Raw genomic sequence first — 461 nt, 5'->3', positions numbered from 1 at the left:
GGACCCCGCCCGATTGCAACAGGTTGGCTGAATCCGGTTGATGGTCACAACTGCTGACGTATATCCGGCTTCTTCATGCGGCTCGATGTTCAGCGCCGCGAGCCTCGATGGGTTTTCGCCCGCTTCCACCTCAACGGCCCCCAGACATCGGCCGAAGCCGTGCCGGTCCACACACCAGGTTCGGGAAGCGACGGGGTGACCGTTTCGCCATCTCCTGCCATTTTGCTGCAATTGCCGAGGTGGGACCTCCTTCTCGCTCTCGACGGGACCGTCAGGCTGCTTTCACCGACAGGTCCGGTTGATAGGCCGCATTACCCGAGAGCATCGACCAGACGATCCTCGCATTCTTGTTGGCGAGCGCGACCGCAACCAGTTTCGGTTTTTTCCGTTGGAGGAGTTCGGTGAGCCATCGAGAAGCATGTCTGCTTCGACCTGCTCTGACGTGCTGAAGAATAGCAGTT

Annotated in this window: 1 pseudogene; it reads right to left on the bottom strand. The window is 59.4% G+C overall.

Features of this window, described 5'->3' with window-relative positions:
• Positions 1 to 271: 271 nt before the first annotated feature.
• Positions 272 to 461, bottom strand: a pseudogene (locus QN224_RS33645) (IS110 family transposase); the annotation flags it as partial.

The organism is Sinorhizobium sp. 7-81 (assembly GCF_030124405.1).
Lineage (GTDB): Bacteria > Pseudomonadota > Alphaproteobacteria > Rhizobiales > Rhizobiaceae > Sinorhizobium > Sinorhizobium psoraleae.
This window is presented reverse-complemented; position numbering and strand designations above follow the sequence as displayed.